Below are 14,943 nucleotides of genomic sequence, written 5' to 3'. Positions count from 1 at the left end.
TAGCGCAGTCTTTTTTAGACACTCTCACCCGGCGGAGCCCGACATGATCACTGTCCATCACCTGAACAACTCACGTTCGCAGCGTATTCTGTGGCTGCTCGAAGAGCTCGACCTGCCCTACGAAATCAAACGTTATCAACGCGACCCGAAAACCAACCTTGCGCCACCCGAGCTCAAGGCGGTGCATCCGCTGGGCAAATCACCTGTCATCGAAGATGGCCCGCATGTGGTCATCGAGTCCGGTGCCATTGTCGACTACCTGATTCGCCGCCATGGCGACGGTCGTCTGCAGCCGGACCCTGCCAGCGCAACCTACGACGAATACGTGCAATGGCTGCACTTCGCGGAAGGCTCGGCGATTCTGCCGCTGATGCTCAACCTGTACGTTGGGCGTCTGGGGGACGCAGGTGCGCCACTGCATCCGCGTATCCAGTCGGAACTGGCCAACTACCTGGGCTATCTGAACGAGGCCTTGGGGCTGACTCCGTATCTGCTTGGCGACGAGCTAAGTGGTGCGGACATTCAGATGAGCTTCATCGGCGAGTTCGCCAAGGCCCAGGCAATGCTGCAGCCGTACCCGAACGTGACCGCGTGGGTTGAAAGACTGCAGGGCAGACCTGCGTACCGCAGGGCTTTGGAGCAGGGCGGGGAATATTCTTTCGCCAAGTAACCGCGGTGCCTGATATTCGGGCTGATCCTTCCTCACGCTCCAGCGTGGCAATGCAGTTCCCGACGCTCTGCGTCGCAAGAGGACGCAGAGCGTCCGGAAAGGCATACGACGCAGAGCGTCGCACGATAGTTGAGATGATCGTTCCCTACGCTCCAGCGTGGGAATGCAGTTCTCGACGCTCTGCGTCGCAAGAGGACGCAGAGCGTCCGGAAAGGCATACGACGCAGAGCGTCGCACGATAGTTGAGATGATCGTTCCGAACGCTCCAGCGTGGGAATGCAGTTCTCGACGCTCTGCGTCGCAAGAGGACGCAGAGCGTCCGGAAAGGCATAAGACGCGGAGCGCCGCACGATAATTGAGATGATCGTTCCCTACGCTCTGGTGTGGGAATGCAGTTCCCGACGCTCTGTGTCGCAAGAGGACGCAGAGCGTCCGGAAAGGCATACGACGCAGAGCGTCGCACGATAGTTGAGATGATCGTTCCGCACGCTCCAGCGTGGGAATGCAGTTCTCGACGCTCTGCGTCGCAAGAGGACGCAGAGCGTCCGGAAAGGCATACGACGCGGAGCGCCGCACGATAGTTGAGGTTATCGTTCCGCACGCTCCAGTGTGTGGATGCAGTTCCCGACGCTCTGCGTCGCACGATGGCGCTTACGTGGTGGGTCAGCCTTCAGACGGGCTGTTTGAGTCCTGATCCGCTTCGGCCGCCAGCTTCACGCGGTCGGCCTTACTGATGTATTTTTCCTTGCTCTGCGGGGCCAGTTTGGCGTTGGCCTTTTTGGCATGGGCTTTCAGCAACTGCTGGATTTTCTTGCGACGATTCATGTTCTTCAACTCGCTTGCACAGGCGCGAATCATAGCAGTTTGCCTGTCGCGCCATGCATGCGACTACCCGCCGTTCTGAACCATCTGCCACAACGACGCACCGACGCCGGTAATGCTCTCGCCGGCAATCAGGCCAGCCGCTGCGGTGATGGCGAAGCGTTCGGTAAGCGATGGCCAGCGACAGTTCACCAGCCAGGTGAGCACTGCTCCGAGCGCCATCATCAACGACACCGAGGCGGGCAGTACGAAGGCCAGGCCCAGTGCTGCGGCGCTGGGCAGGTACCGGGCGCGGTGCGCGGGCAGTGTGCTGTCGAGGATGCCCAGCAGCAAACCGGCCAGACCACCGATGAAAATTGCCCAGCGGATGCTCGCCGACAGCGAGTCCAGACCGTGCGTCAGCGTCTGCGCCACCGCTTTCCAGGTCGCCACTGCCGGGGCTGGCCACTCTTCGGTGAGCAGCATCGATTGCGGGTCCGGGATCAGCGCCATATAGGCAAGGACCCCGACGATACTGCCGACGAAAATCCCCAGGGTCTGGGCAATCAACTGTTTGCGCGGCGTGGCGCCAATCGCCCGGCCTACCTTGAAGTCGTTCATCAAATCGGTGCATTGCCCGGCTGAACCGCCGGCCGTGTTGGCGCTCATCAGGTTGATCGGCACCTGACCCGGCGCGACGATGCCGAAGCTCAGTTGCGATAACTGCCCGATTGCGCCGATGGGCGGAATACCCGTGGCACCGACCACGCGCGCCGCCACGGCTGCCAGGCAGATCGCCAGAGGAATGGTCAGCAGGGCCATCCACAGGTTGATACCGAACAACAGCGCCTGCAGGCTGACGACCAGCAGGATCGCCAGCGCAAAACCGGCGGCCGGCCCGGGCTTGGGCATTGACCAGGGTGTTCCGCCGCTGGCTTTGGTAGAAGCGTGCAGTGTCCACAGGCGGATGGCCAATGAGGCCAGCGTCGAACAGACCATCAGGCTAACGCCCGGCCACAGCAACCATTCCACCAGCGCGGCGAACTGCGGGCCGCTGCTGTCGGCCGGTAGCGTCACCAGCCCCTGTTCCAGCAGCCACGGCGCCAGGCCACCCCAGGCTAGCAAGGCTCCGATCAGCAGGGTCAAGCCGACGCGAATACCGATAATCGCCCCGAACCCCACCAGCAGCAGCGAAGGGTCAGCGGTAAAGGTCAGGCGCTCCAACTGAGCGCTCGGCGACCAGCGCGGGAACGCCCACACGAACGTGTCGACCCACTTGGCCAGCGCCGACAGCAACGCAGTACTGAGCAGCACCTTGAGGCGCGTCGCAGCTTCACGGCCATGATTGTAGATGTGCAGGAGGGTTTCCAGAGTGGCCATGCCCTCGGGAAATTTCAGCGATGTGTCATTGAGCAGTGACGGCCGCAAATACCAGGCAATCCAGATCCCCAGAAAGCTCACCGAGAAGACCCAGGCGATCATCGGGATGGCATCCAGTTGCTGGCCGGTCAGCAAGGTATAAGCCGGAATCGGCGCGACCAGCCCGCCGGAAATGATCGACGCAGCGGCGGAGGCGACCGTCTGATTGATGTTGCTCTCATGCAGCGTCCACGGCAGCTGCGCGGACGAGCGCTTTGACAGCCCTTGCCAGATCGCATAACCGATCAACAGCGCAATGATCGACATGTTGAACGACCAGCCGATCTTCAACCCGGCGTACACATTGGAAGGCGTCAACAGGATACCGAGCACAACCCCGGTAATCACCGCGCGTAGACTGAGCTCACGCTCGACAGGGCTGGCAAGAGGGGTCGATGGTGAGGTCGAAAGCATGCGAATTCCTTTCGGCAATGAGACAAGGCAACCTATAAAGTGAGCGCCATATCGGCTGAAGGTTCATATAGCAGGCATCGTTGGGTAGTGGCGTTAAGGCATCCGTTTGCTCCGGTTTTCGCCGACCGGTTACGCAGGGTGCCTGTTGCAGGAACCTCAGAAATCAGGCTGTTGAAAGGACGTCGTCACGCGCTCTCTGATGAATCACAGGCGGTGAACCAGAATATCCAGCCCCTCGTCAGTGTGCGGAATCTGGAAGTGGCCTGTGATCAGCCTGAACTGCGCATCTGTAGCCGCAAAGTCATGCTCGGCTCTTTCGTTGCGGGCATGCAGTCTGGCAAGGCAAATATCGTCCTCCACATCAAGATAGTGCAGTCGATGCTTGACCTGCGCGTCATCAGCCAGGCTGCGAAGCCACTGGCGGTCGGCGAGCGTATTGGCAGGGAAATCCAGAACCACGCACATGCCCGAATTCAGCATGTCGATAACCAGAGGGCCGATGATGTCGCGAATCCGATGGGCCAGGCGCACGTAGTCCGCCACTGATGTGATCTCGTCAGGGTAGAGCCGAGAGAGCCATTGATCTTCACTCAGCAGGATCGCTGAATGTTCGGTCGCGATTGATTTTGCCAGTGTCGATTTACCGGATGCGATCTTGCCGCACAGGAGGTGAAGTCTGGTGGCGAGCATCAACGTGTCCTTACTCTATGGGTGCCTGTCAACCAAGCACATTCAGCCCATCATTGAAATGGCACTCGCGATCATCACCGCCAAGGTTTTCCGGCAGGAAAGCGGTGAGGTCGTAGGGCAAAAACAGCGTATCCAGCGCCAGAGAGAACGGCACGTCTATCAGCCATGGCCAGGTCGATGTCACATCTTTAGTACCCCATGTCCAGCCGTGTCGTGTGCCGGGATAGACGCAACGCTCACCATCGAGGTGATACATCAGGCTCCAACAGCCGCTCAGTGAGATGGCCGTAGCGAGTAACAGGCATTGTTTGAACATACATTCCTTTGTTTCCGAGTTGATGCAACATGCGCGTCATTCTAGTCGCATAACCCGGCGGCGATCATCCTGCGCACGGCCCGGGCCATATCTTGCGCAGCCTGCGCGGTCTGCTCGCCTGGCAACTGATCGAACATATGCGGCACGCCTGGGTAGACATGCAATTCCACAGGCACCCCCGAGCGCGACAGGGCCAGCCCGAATGACAGGTCCTCTTCCAGAAACAGATCGAGTGCGCCGACGCAGATGAAAGTGGGCGGTAGATCGCTCAGGTCGGTGGCCAGTGCGGGGGAGAACAGGGCCTTGCGATCATCGTCCACTGCGTAGGCACCGCGCAGGCATTCCCAGCAAAAATGATTGGCCTGACGCGACCAGCTGAAAGTGCCGGTAGTCGGGTTGGCTGGCGGAGCGTCGGGTGTGCCTGTGCGGTGATCCAGCATCGGGTAGATCAGCACCAGGCCGGCGATGGTCCGCAGACCTCTGTCTCTTGCCAGCAGGGCGAGCGCGGCAGCAAGCCCGCCGCCGGCGCTGTGGCCCATGATCACCAGATTGCTGGTGTTCATGCCCTGCGCCGCTCCGTTGCAGAATATCCATTCCAGCGCTGCGTAACAGTCCTCCAGCGGGATCGGGAACGGATGCTCGGGGGCAAGCCGGTAATCGACGGCAATGATGATTGCCTGGAGCTCGACGGCCAGCTTGGCCAGGTCATCATCGGCCATCTCCGGGCTGCCCAGTACAAAGCCGCCGCCATGGATATACAAAATGACCGGGAGGTCAGTGTGAGGGTGTGAAAGGTCCGGGCGATAAAGACATAGCCTGATGCCATTGTCCGAATCGGAGGAGGTCCAGTGTTGCTCGCCGCGCGCTGTGGCGGCGGTGGCCCAGGTGGCGCTGACGCGAGCCCTGATGTCGGCAAGGGTGTGCAGCGTCCAGTTGCTCGACGGCTCGTCCATGAACCAACGATAGGCCGGGTCCAGTAATTCATTGGCGTTCAATACGTGCTCCCGAGGCGCAGGGAGATCAGCCCCTGCGCCTGCCAGTGCTTAAAGCCACGCCTTGATTTGCGTACAGACGGCGGGCGTGGAAATGCCATAACGGTCATGCAGTGTAGGCAGCGCGCCAGCGTCGAGAAAAGCGTCTGGCAGGGCGATCTGCCTGAACGTGGGCGTCACGCCATTGCGCAGCAGCACCGTCGCCACTGCCTCGCCCAGCCCGCCAATGACCGAATGGTTTTCGGCCGTCACCACCAGCCGGCCCGGTTTTCTGGCTTCAGCGAGTATGGTCTGCTCGTCCAGCGGTTTGATGGTGGGGACGTGCAGCACTGCCACGTCGATACCGTCAGCCTGCAGCTGCTTGGCAGCTTCCAGTGCACGCATGGTCATCAGGCCGGTGGCAATGATCAGCACGTCGTTGCCAGTGCGCAGTGTCTTGGCTTTGCCTATCTCGAACGTGTAGCCGTACTCGTCCAGCACCAAGGGCACGTTACCGCGCAGCAGGCGCATGTAAACCGGGCCTTGATGCGCTGCGATCGCGGGAACCGCCTGTTCGATTTCCAGTGCATCACAGGGATCGACGATCATCAGATTGGGCATGGCGCGAAAAATCGCCAGGTCGTCGGTGGCCTGATGGCTGGGACCGTAACCGGTGGTCAGGCCCGGCAGGCCGCAGACGATTTTGACATTGAGGTTGTCTTCGGCAATCGCCATACAAATGAAGTCATACGCGCGTCGGGAGGCGAATACCGCATAAGTGGTCGCAAACGGTACAAAACCCTCCCTGGCCATGCCGGCCGCTGCGCTCATCAGCAACTGTTCGGCCATGCCCATTTGATAGAAACGTTCGGGATGCGCCTTGGCGAAGATGTGCAGGTCTGTGTATTTCGACAGGTCAGCCGACAGTCCGACGATGTCCTGACGTTGCTCAGCGAGCGCCGCCAATGCATGGCCGAACGGAGCCGGTCGAGTGGCCTGACCCTCGGACGCAATGGACGCGATCATCGCCGAGGTGGTCAGTTTTTTCTTCGTGGTGCCGGACGGAGCCGGTGTGTGATTGGCAGAGCTCATACGGTTTTCCCCTCGTCGAGGTTATTCAGTGCGACGTCCCATTCATGCTCATCCACGCGGATGAAGTGGGTCTTTTCGCGGGTTTCCAGAAACGCCACACCCTTGCCCATTTTTGTGTCGCAGATGATGACCCTGGGCTGCGTACCGGCGTGCTGGCGCGCGTTGTCGAAAGCTGCGACGAGCGCGTCCAGATCGTTACCGTCGACCCGTTGGGTAAACCAGCCAAACGCCTGCCAGCGATCGACAATGGGTTCGAACGCCAGTACTTCACTGGAGTGGCCATCGGCCTGCTGGTTGTTCACATCGATGATCGCGATCAGGTTGTCCAGCTTCCAGTGCGAGGCGGACATCGCCGCTTCCCAGGTGGAGCCTTCGTTCAGCTCGCCGTCCGACAGCAGGTTGTAGACGAAGGCACTGGAGTTCTTGCGCTTCAAGCCCAGGCAGGCCCCCACCGCAATGCCCAGCCCATGACCCAGTGAGCCACCGGTGATTTCCATGCCGGGGGTGTAGGTGGCCATGCCGGACATGGGCAATCTGCTGTCGTCCGAGCCGTAGGTTTCCAGCTCATCGAACGGAATGATTTCCGCCTCGATCAATGCCGCGTACAGCGCAATGGCGTAGTGGCCGATCGACAGATAAAAGCGGTCGCGCTGTTCCCATTCAGGGTCTTCAGGGCGATAGTTCAGCGCGTGAAAATAGGACACGGCGAGCAGGTCCGCAGCGCCCAGCGCCTGTCCGACATAACCCTGGCCCTGAACCTGGCCCATGCGTAATGCGTGCCGGCGAATGTTATGAGCGCGCTGCGCCAGCGAGGTAGAAGGCGCAGATAAAGTAGTGGCTGTCATGGTGATTACTCCGTTGACTCAACGATTGACCGAGGCGGCAGGGATGCGCAGTACCAGATACGCGCCGATGAACAGCACGCCGGTAATCAGGTACATACCGATGGCGCTTGAGCCGGTTGTGGTGGTGATCCAGCCGATCAGATAGGGCGAACAGAAGCCCGCGAGATTGGCGAAGCTGTTGATTCCGGCGATCCCGGCGGCCGCCGATACCCCGCCCAGCAGGGTGGTGGGCAGCATCCAGAACATTGATGATGCCGAGAGAATGCCCGCTGCGGCGAGGCACAGGCTGAGCACCGACAGCAGCAGATTGCCGCCGAACAGCGCCGCCAGACTCAGCCCGAGCGCGCCTGCGATCATCGGGCCGACCAGGTGCCAGCGGCGTTCTCGATGCTTGTCGCCGCTGCGCCCCATCAACAGCATCACGACGATTGCGCACAGGTAGGGAAGGCTGGTCATCAGACCGATATGCAGCGGGTCGGAAACGCCTGCATTGCGAATCAGCGTCGGCAGCCAGAAGGTGATCGCGTACTGGCCCATCACCACGCAGAAGTAGATGCACGCCAGCAGCCATAGACGCTTGTCGCGAATGAAGGCGCCTACCGACGCGTGTACCACTTTCTGGCTGTTGTCCTCTTGCAGCTCTTTGTTGACCAGTTCCTTTTCTTCAGCGGACAACCATGTCGCCTGATGCACGCCATCCTTCAGATAGCTGAGTACCAGCAAGCCGACGATCACCGTCGGGATCGCTTCGAGGACGAACATCCATTGCCAGCCGGCCCAGCCATGAACGCCTGCGAAGCGGGTCATGATGTAGCCCGACAGCGGGCCGCCGATCATCCCCGACAGCGGGATGGCGATGAACCACAGCACGGTCATGCGCGCGCGGCGATAAGAGGGGAACCAGTACGTCAGGTACAGCAGCAGGCCGGGTGCCAGACCGGCTTCCGCCACCCCGAGCAGAAAGCGCAGGGCGTAGAACTGCCAGGCAGTTTCGACAAAGGCGAAGAGCGCGGAAATAATCCCCCAGGAGATCATGATGCGGGCGATCCAGCGTCTGGCACCGACCCTGTGAAGGATCAGGTTGCTGGGCACCTCACAGAGGAAATAGCCGATGAAAAACATGCCTGCACCCAGCCCGTAGACGGTTTCGCTGAAGGCCAGGTCGTTCATCATCTGCAGCTTGGCGAAGCCGACATTGACCCGGTCCAGGTACGCGCACAGGTAGCACAGCATCAGGAACGGCATCAGTCGCCAGGCGGTCTTGCGGTAGGCATTGGCGCGCGTGGTCGACACCGCGTCGAGGGTCATGGTGGTTATCATGATGGTCTGATCTCTTGTTTTTATAGATCGCCAGGCAACCGCCTGGCGTATCGTCGATCCAGAACAAACACAGGCTGTTTGCCAGCCCGTCCACTCGCGGTCAGTGAATCAGCATGCCGCCGTTCACATCCAGCGTTATACCGGTGAGGTAGGACGACAGGTCGCTGGCCAGAAACAGCGCAGCATTGGCCACGTCCTGCGCCGCGCCCAGACGACCCAGCGGGATGCCATCGATGATCGCGTGACGTCGCTCGTCCTGCATCAGGCCGCCGGTGATATCGGTATGGATCAGGCCGGGGGCGATGGAGTTGACACGTACCTGATCGGGTCCGAATTCCCGCGCCATTGCCTTGCCAAGTCCCAGCACGCCGGCTTTCGCGGCGCTGTAATGAGGCCCGCCGAAAATGCCGCCGCCGCGCTGGGCGGAAACCGAAGACATACACACGATACTGCCCGAGGACTGGGCACGCATGGTCGGGATCACCGCTTGCGACATGAGCAAGGTGCCGCGCAGGCTGACGTCGAGTACCTTGTCGTAATCAGAAGGGCGGATGTCCAGGGTCTTGATGGGCTGTGTGATACCGGCGTTATTCACCAGGATGTCAATGCGACCGTAGTGCGCGATGATTTTGCTGACGGCCTCGTGAACCTGGTGTTCGTCGGCGACGTTGGCTGCCAGGCCCAGATGACCTTCGCCCAGTGCGGCGGCGGCATCGCGTGCTGCGGACTCGTCGAGATCGATGATCACCACACGTGCGCCATGGTTGGCGAAGGTGATCGCGGTTGCGCGACCGATACCGCGCGCCGATGCCGCACCGGTGATCACTGCAATTTTGCCTTGAAGAAGCATGAGGGTTACCTCTGATTATTGTTATGGGTTCGATTCGGGTGATCGATGACTTCAGAGTGTTCCCGGTGCCGGCCCTGAGCAATGCCGCAAAAATCACTGGATGCTGAAAAAAATTCACCTCTCGTCAATTCGGCAGGTGAGTGGTTGAATGAACGAAATTCAAATAATCGGACACAGCGGAGCATCCATGCGGCCTGATGACGAGGCACCTCTGAGCCTGCCACCGCTGAAAGCGCTTCAGGCCTTCGAGCAGACGGCGCGTTTTGGCAATCTGGCCAGAGCCGCCGAAGTGCTGGACCTGACGCCGTCGGCAGTCAGCCACCAACTGGCTCGTCTGGAGGCCTTGATTGGTCGCCAGCTGTTCGTTCGGGCCGCCCGTGGTGTGACCCTTACGCCGGTGGGTGAGCAGTATCTGAAAGATGTCTCTGGAGTGCTGCACAGCCTCGCCGTCGCCACCGAGCGTGCCGCCAGCGATGTCAGCCTCGATTGCCTGCGTCTGCATTCTGCGCCCAGTTTCGGGCTGCTGTGGCTGATGCCGAGGCTGGAAGCCTTTCGGGTAAGCCACCCGGACATTCAGATCAACCTGTCGTGTTCTTACGAGTCGCTGCATTTCAGCAGGGACAAAATCGACGTGGATATCCGGCATGGCAGGCCGAACTGGCCGAGTTATGAAGTGCGCACCTTGCGTGACGAGAAGTTCGCTGTGCTGGCGTCTCCGCAATTATTGGCGCGCCGTCCGGTGGAGAGCGCCGCTGGCTTGCTCGACCGCGAATTGATTCTGTCCGAGGCCACACTGCTGAAATGGCCTGAATGGTTTGCCCGGCATGGCCTGGCTCGCCCGGAAAAACCCTACGCGCTGAGTTTCGACCGCTCATACATGACACTCGAAGCGGCCAGCCACGGGCTGGGGTTCGCGCTGGAAAGTACGCTGCTGGCGCAAAAGTACCTGGCCACGGGCGAGCTGATCGAAGTTGCCCCTCAAGCCCTGACTGCACCGGTCGCCGCGCACCATCTGGTATTCCCCAAGGCGCACTCGAGCTTCCCCAGAGTCAGGCGATTTCTTGAATGGATGGAAGGCGAACTGGGGCAGGGATTTGTGTTTTGAACCGTGCTGCCTGTGGTCTGGCAATGTGATGCTCAATATCCCGGATGGCGTGCCAGCGTGGAATATAGGCACGCCAGTCAAGCGCTTCTAAACCACCAGCCGATGCGGTTGCCAGGCGCTGCCCTGCTGGTCTTGCGCGTCAATCACCAGACTTTGCCTTGCCGGTGCGTCAAACATCGAGCGCAGGTTTTTTTCGATGGTGTTGCACAGGTCTTCCATGCGGATCCGGTGCTGGCTGGCGCCGAACGGAGCTTGCAGGTCAGTGCCGATGCGGTCCATTGCCAGCAGCATGCAGCCGACCACCGTGGATATCGCCGGGGTGAACCAGCCCAGAGTGGTCACCATGCTCAGCGGCATGATGATGCAGAACAGCGTACTGAACAGTCTGGGGAAATAGACATACGGGTAAGGCAGCGGCGTATTGGCGATACGTTCCATGCCGCCCTGGCAGTTGGACAGTTCGACCATGGTCGACTCCAGTCGCGCCAGACGGATACTGTCGATTCGCCCTCCGGCAAACTCTTCGGAGATCATGGCCGCCGAACCATTGAGGATGTCATTGGGAAAGTTATTGCTCTCCTTTGCGCGCTGAATCTCGGAATCCGGTAACAGCCCTTCGAGTTTTGCTGTGCTGACATCGCCTTTCAAATGAGCGCGCAGTACCCGCAGGTAAGCCACGTGACGATTGAACAATACCTCTTTCACCGGGTTGCCACGCTCGTTGGCATTGCCTTCAATCAAGGTCAGTACCTGGCGGCCATAGCTGCGCGAGCTGTTGACCATCGCGCCCCATAACGTGCGAGCTTCCCACCAGCGGTTGTAGGCGCTGGTGTTGCGAAAACTGATCAGCACGATCAATGCCGAGCAAAGCAGCGTGAGCGGCATCAGTGGGAGATCTATCCCCGCACCCTGGATCAACATGAAGTCCATGGTCACGGCCACGTCCCAGAGCAGAAGCCAGAACAGTGACCAGCCAACGTAGGTGACCGTTCTGCTGATGCACCGCCATTTTTTTTCAAAAGGACCAGGCATTGCGGCACTCCTTTGCTGGGTTGGAAGAGGTTTGGCGCGGTCAATCAACACACCACGCTGCAAACTTACTGACCGAGGCTTAAAGCTCGCTTAATTCTCCATGGTGGCGAAACAGTTACGCCTGTCTTGACCATTTCAACAGCTGGAACCCCCGGCACCCTTGCGACCACACAGCCTTGTCGGTCCTCTTCGCTGACGGGCTCCCGGACGTTTGCAATTGTTACCACTCTCGGACCGACGCCCCATTGCCGTGCCTGTTCGCAGGCCAGTCGTCCGGCCAGACCCGTCTCGTCGCGTTGCTACGCAACTTACGCAATAGAGAGGGAGTTTCAATGCACATCAACCGAACCGGCAGTCCGCAGCCCAGCATCGAGCTGGAGCTGGAGCGCTTTTATTCCGCATCGCAATCATTGGCCTCCAGTTCCGTACGCGAGCTCAGCCCTGCCGAGCAGACAATGTTGGATTCCATTACCGATTACCTGAAAGATCATGTGTTCGCTGCGCACAAACTGCCGTTGAGTGAGTCGTCCGTTGACCAAGACGCCGTTCATGCGCACAACGAGCAGATCGACAACATTATCGACTCTCGCGCCAGACGTTTGCTGGACGAGGGCGAAACGCCTGCCACCATTGCCGACACCTTCGCCAAGGCGGAGAAGTTCGACAGGATGGCAACCACCGCTTCGACCGCGCTGCGCGCCACGCCGTTTGCCGCTGCGTCAGTGCTGCAATACATGCAGCCTGCCATCAACAAGGGCGACTGGCTGCCGACGCCGCTCAAACCCCTGACGCCATTTGTGTCCGGAGCGCTGTCCGGGATCATGGATCAGGTCGGCACCACGGTCATGAATCGCGCCACGGGCAACCTGCACTACCTGAGCACCTCGCCTGAGAAACTGCATGATGCGATGGCTGCTTCCGTGAAGCGTCATTCGCCGGGTGTCATGCGTCAGGCGGTCGATCTGGGCATTGCCGTTCAGACTTACAGCGCGCGTAATGCGGTGCGTACCGTACTGGCGCCAGCATTGGCATCCAGACCCGCCGTGCAGGGTGCGGTCGACATCAGCGTGTCGGCGGCAGGCGGCCTGGTGGCCAACGCGGGGTTCGGCAATCGGATGCTCAGTGTGCAGGCGCGTGATCACTTGCGCGGCGGTGCATTCGTGCTCGGCATCAAGGACAAGCAACCCAAGGCAGACTTGAGTGAAGAAACCGACTGGCTCGATGCCTACAATGCGATCAAGTCAGCCAGCTATGCCGGCGCGGCGCTGAACGCCGGCAAGCGGGTGGCGGGTCTGCCGCTGGACGTCGCTACCGACGGCCTGAAAGCAGTGAGAAGCCTGGTGTCGGCCACCGGTCTTGCGCAAAACGGGCTGGCCCTGGCAGGCGGCTTTGCCGGCGTGGGCAAATTACAGGAGATGGCGACCAAAAATATCACTGACCCGGCCACCAAAGCGGCGGTCAGCCAACTGACCAATATGGCCGGCTCGGCAGGCGTTTTTGCGGCCTGGACCACCGCAGCGGTCGCAACCGATCCCGCAGTAAAAAAAGCCGAGTCGTTCTTGCAGGATACGGTTAAATCGGCGGCGTCGAGTTCGACCAGCTATGTCGCTGACCAGGCTGTCAAGCTGGCCAAGGCGGGCATTGACGCGAGTGGTGAAGCGATTGCTGCGACGGGGGCATCCTTGCGTGACACATTACGTCGTCGCAATGCTCGTGAGCCGGACATCGAAGAGGGTGGCATTGCAGCGGGTTCACCGAGCGCGGTGCCGTTCCAGCCAGGACGCGCATAAGCGTTTCCCATCATAGCCAGTAAAGGAAAGGGGCGCCCTACACGGAATGCGCCCCTTTCCTTGTTACTCATGTATGCGTCGTATCAGAGCTCGGTGTGCTGGGTAGACGCCTTGGTCTTGTCATAGGCGTGTTTGACGTCGGTCATGGCGATGTCGCCAGTGGCCAGTTTCAGATCGTCACTGTCGCTTTTGACGAGTGCGAACTTGCCGTGGGTTGCGTCCACGCCATTGAGCTCGACACTCATGTCATCAAACTGCTTGCCACCATTGGTACGGACCAGCGTGCCGAAATCGGTGGCCTTGAAACCGTCGACTTTCAGGTGGGTATCGGCATTGAGCTGAATGACCTTGTCATCGGCACCGTTGGCGCTGCTGTTAGTGATGTTCAGATTGGTGACCTTTGCGCCTCCTTCGCCCTTGACCGTGATCATGTCTTCACCGACGTTCTGGGCGTGCACGTTATCAATGGTGACTTGCTCCGAATTTTTGGCATTCACGTGGATGCCGTCGGCTTCGTTCTCACCCAGGTTCACGTTTTTCAGCACAGCGCCTTCGGCCAGTTCGAACAGGGGCTTCTGATGTTCGTCCTGGTCGCCGGTGCCCATCGACTTGTCGGCGGTAAAGGTTGCACCGTGACCGTCAAACACCTGGCCAGCACCTACTTTGATGGTGTCTTTCACGACATTGACTTCGCCTGATTGCTCAAGGGATCCCGTTGTATCCGAAACCGTGCCGTTGCCCGAGTTGCGGCCAGGGTTGGCCAGTTGCGGGGTGACTTGAGGTGTTACGCCATCACCGCTGTCGCTTCCGTTGTCGGTCGAAGGCGTGCCGCCGCCGTCACCTTCAGTGGTTGGGGATGTACCGCCACCATCGCCACCACCCGTCGCTGCCGTTGTACCGCCGCCGCCGTCGTCACCGCCTGAAGTCGCCTCAGTACCGCCTCCGCCTTCTTCCCCGCCTGAAGCCGCCTCAGTACCACCGCCACCGCCTTCGGTCGATGGCGTACCGAGTCCGCCATTGTTTTGAAACGGGTCTTGCCACTCGTTGGCGTCCTGACCCGTGTCCTGTTTTTTATTGAGGTTCATGAGCATTTGCAGCAGCGATGTGACGAGCGCGCTGAGCAGCTTGACGACATTGGATTGAGGGTCAGTTGCAGCACTGCTGTCGGTGGGGCTTTGAACCGTATTGTCGGGTTTTCCGAAACTGACGTCTTTCTGGCTGGCAGTGTCGAACAGCAGGGCACTCGGGTCGACGGCCTGTGCAGTGCTCTCCTCGCTGAACGTATTGGTCTGCGGGCTCTTGCCGCTCAGCGCCGAGAAGTCCAGCTGGGTTGAAGCGGGTTGGTAGGAGGTGGAGGAGTTGATACCGATGCTCATGGTGCTTTACCTCGATGGGATGGACATATGAACCAGCGTCGTCTTCCGGAGTTACCGGCGTTGATCGCCGCGTCCTTGTCGGGTTCTATAGGTCGATGAGGACTCTGCCTTGGCGTTGCCCGAAGTGAGTGGCAGCACGGGGGGATGGGTTCCCGTTTGTGTGCGTTGACTGGCGATGACTCCGCTGCACCGGGCTGGAGAGGCCGACTCGCGCCAAGGAACCAAAACGCCTTGCCCTCCGACTCAGTGCGC

At 60.0% G+C, this 14,943-nt stretch carries 14 protein-coding genes; 3 read left to right on the top strand and 11 right to left on the bottom strand.

Annotation, left to right across the window (positions count from 1 at the left end; translation table 11 throughout):
* Positions 1–43: 43 nt before the first annotated feature.
* Positions 44–670 (top strand): glutathione S-transferase, encoded by a 627-nt coding sequence (locus JOE29_RS18810; RefSeq protein ID WP_057406390.1) that lies wholly within the window; start codon positions 44–46, stop codon positions 668–670.
* 663 nt (positions 671–1,333) lie between these two features.
* Here JOE29_RS18810 and JOE29_RS18805 read toward each other — a convergent pair.
* From JOE29_RS18805 to JOE29_RS18765, 9 genes are all read right to left on the bottom strand, one after another.
* Positions 1,334–1,495 carry a DUF2986 domain-containing protein gene (locus JOE29_RS18805; protein ID WP_099315309.1) on the bottom strand — a complete coding sequence of 54 codons (162 nt, stop codon included), beginning with the start codon at positions 1,493–1,495 and terminating at the stop codon, positions 1,334–1,336.
* 63 nt (positions 1,496–1,558) lie between these two features.
* A complete protein-coding gene (locus tag JOE29_RS18800) occupies positions 1,559–3,304 on the bottom strand; it encodes an OPT family oligopeptide transporter (RefSeq protein WP_058444525.1) in 1,746 nt (581 codons plus the stop codon).
* A gap of 204 nt (positions 3,305–3,508) precedes the next feature.
* Positions 3,509–3,994, bottom strand: a complete 486-nt coding sequence (locus JOE29_RS18795) for an ATP-binding protein (protein WP_057406387.1) — start codon at positions 3,992–3,994, stop codon at positions 3,509–3,511.
* Positions 3,995–4,022: 28 nt separating this feature from the next.
* Positions 4,023–4,310: a YceK/YidQ family lipoprotein gene (locus JOE29_RS18790; protein WP_210079755.1), complete on the bottom strand. Its 288-nt coding sequence runs from the start codon at positions 4,308–4,310 to the stop codon at positions 4,023–4,025.
* Between the two features lie 41 nt (positions 4,311–4,351).
* Positions 4,352–5,305: an alpha/beta hydrolase gene (locus JOE29_RS18785; protein WP_210079754.1), complete on the bottom strand. Its 954-nt coding sequence runs from the start codon at positions 5,303–5,305 to the stop codon at positions 4,352–4,354.
* Positions 5,306–5,353: 48 nt separating this feature from the next.
* A complete protein-coding gene (locus tag JOE29_RS18780; RefSeq protein WP_004418859.1) occupies positions 5,354–6,373 on the bottom strand; it encodes a transketolase family protein in 1,020 nt (339 codons plus the stop codon).
* Positions 6,370–7,218, bottom strand: a complete 849-nt coding sequence (locus JOE29_RS18775) for a transketolase (protein WP_032658671.1) — start codon at positions 7,216–7,218, stop codon at positions 6,370–6,372. The genes JOE29_RS18780 and JOE29_RS18775 overlap by 4 nt, the downstream gene beginning before the upstream one ends.
* Positions 7,219–7,236: 18 nt before the next feature.
* Positions 7,237–8,538, bottom strand: coding sequence for an MFS transporter (locus JOE29_RS18770; RefSeq protein ID WP_003409041.1), 1,302 nt, complete (start codon positions 8,536–8,538; stop codon positions 7,237–7,239).
* Between the two features lie 100 nt (positions 8,539–8,638).
* On the bottom strand, positions 8,639–9,388 hold the full coding sequence (locus tag JOE29_RS18765; protein ID WP_003415356.1) for an SDR family NAD(P)-dependent oxidoreductase: 750 nt from the start codon (positions 9,386–9,388) through the stop codon (positions 8,639–8,641).
* Between the two features lie 187 nt (positions 9,389–9,575).
* On the opposite strand from JOE29_RS18765, the gene JOE29_RS18760 reads away from it, so the two are divergent.
* Positions 9,576–10,493, top strand: a complete 918-nt coding sequence (locus JOE29_RS18760) for a LysR substrate-binding domain-containing protein (protein WP_003409043.1) — start codon at positions 9,576–9,578, stop codon at positions 10,491–10,493.
* Between the two features lie 87 nt (positions 10,494–10,580).
* On the opposite strand, the gene JOE29_RS18755 is transcribed toward JOE29_RS18760, so the two are convergent.
* On the bottom strand, positions 10,581–11,525 hold the full coding sequence (locus JOE29_RS18755; RefSeq protein ID WP_103363051.1) for a bestrophin family ion channel: 945 nt from the start codon (positions 11,523–11,525) through the stop codon (positions 10,581–10,583).
* Positions 11,526–11,857: 332 nt separating this feature from the next.
* On the opposite strand from JOE29_RS18755, the gene JOE29_RS18750 reads away from it, so the two are divergent.
* On the top strand, positions 11,858–13,315 hold the full coding sequence (locus tag JOE29_RS18750; protein WP_003421866.1) for a hypothetical protein: 1,458 nt from the start codon (positions 11,858–11,860) through the stop codon (positions 13,313–13,315).
* Positions 13,316–13,398: 83 nt separating this feature from the next.
* Here JOE29_RS18750 and JOE29_RS18745 read toward each other — a convergent pair whose 3' ends face one another.
* Positions 13,399–14,691, bottom strand: a complete 1,293-nt coding sequence (locus JOE29_RS18745; protein WP_210079753.1) for a pectate lyase — start codon at positions 14,689–14,691, stop codon at positions 13,399–13,401.
* Between the last annotated feature and the right edge of the window lie 252 nt (positions 14,692–14,943).

Origin of the sequence: Pseudomonas sp. PvP009 (genome assembly GCF_017832995.1) — a bacterium.
GTDB lineage: Bacteria > Pseudomonadota > Gammaproteobacteria > Pseudomonadales > Pseudomonadaceae > Aquipseudomonas > Aquipseudomonas syringae.
This window is presented reverse-complemented; position numbering and strand designations above follow the sequence as displayed.

Coding starts and splice junctions, on each gene's coding strand:
- JOE29_RS18800 (WP_058444525.1), bottom strand. CDS start 3,304: ATGCTTTCGACCTCACCATCGACCCCTCTTGCCAGCCCTGTCGAGCGT.
- JOE29_RS18775 (WP_032658671.1), bottom strand. CDS start 7,218: ATGACAGCCACTACTTTATCTGCGCCTTCTACCTCGCTGGCGCAGCGC.
- JOE29_RS18750 (WP_003421866.1), top strand. CDS start 11,858: ATGCACATCAACCGAACCGGCAGTCCGCAGCCCAGCATCGAGCTGGAG.
- JOE29_RS18805 (WP_099315309.1), bottom strand. CDS start 1,495: ATGAATCGTCGCAAGAAAATCCAGCAGTTGCTGAAAGCCCATGCCAAA.
- JOE29_RS18795 (WP_057406387.1), bottom strand. CDS start 3,994: ATGCTCGCCACCAGACTTCACCTCCTGTGCGGCAAGATCGCATCCGGT.
- JOE29_RS18760 (WP_003409043.1), top strand. CDS start 9,576: ATGCGGCCTGATGACGAGGCACCTCTGAGCCTGCCACCGCTGAAAGCG.
- JOE29_RS18755 (WP_103363051.1), bottom strand. CDS start 11,525: ATGCCTGGTCCTTTTGAAAAAAAATGGCGGTGCATCAGCAGAACGGTC.
- JOE29_RS18790 (WP_210079755.1), bottom strand. CDS start 4,310: ATGTTCAAACAATGCCTGTTACTCGCTACGGCCATCTCACTGAGCGGC.
- JOE29_RS18770 (WP_003409041.1), bottom strand. CDS start 8,538: ATGATAACCACCATGACCCTCGACGCGGTGTCGACCACGCGCGCCAAT.
- JOE29_RS18745 (WP_210079753.1), bottom strand. CDS start 14,691: ATGAGCATCGGTATCAACTCCTCCACCTCCTACCAACCCGCTTCAACC.
- JOE29_RS18765 (WP_003415356.1), bottom strand. CDS start 9,388: ATGCTTCTTCAAGGCAAAATTGCAGTGATCACCGGTGCGGCATCGGCG.
- JOE29_RS18810 (WP_057406390.1), top strand. CDS start 44: ATGATCACTGTCCATCACCTGAACAACTCACGTTCGCAGCGTATTCTG.
- JOE29_RS18780 (WP_004418859.1), bottom strand. CDS start 6,373: ATGAGCTCTGCCAATCACACACCGGCTCCGTCCGGCACCACGAAGAAA.